The organism is Mesorhizobium sp. M1A.T.Ca.IN.004.03.1.1 (assembly GCF_003997555.1).
Classification (GTDB): domain Bacteria; phylum Pseudomonadota; class Alphaproteobacteria; order Rhizobiales; family Rhizobiaceae; genus Mesorhizobium.
On record NZ_RZTV01001012.1, the window covers coordinates 1 to 239 of the forward strand.

Annotated in this window: 1 pseudogene; it reads left to right on the forward strand. The window is 64.0% G+C overall.

The window, feature by feature from the left end:
• A pseudogene (locus EOD29_RS34745) lies at positions 1 to 239 on the forward strand (UDP-glucose 4-epimerase GalE); the annotation flags it as partial.

Below are 239 nucleotides of genomic sequence, written 5' to 3' on the forward strand. Positions count from 1 at the left end.
GCCCGCTCGTCGCCAATTGCGGTTATGGCAGCGGCTATTCCGTGCTCGACGTCTTGAACATGGTCACCCGCCTGCACGGGCATTCCTTCAAGATCCACATGGCGCCGCGGCGCGCCGGCGATTCGGCAAGCGTCGTCGCCGACGCTTCGCTCGCCCGGCAGGTGCTCGACTGGAAGCCCCGATACGACTCGCTTGAGACCATCGTCCAGAGTTCGCTCGATTGGGAACTCTTCCTGTCG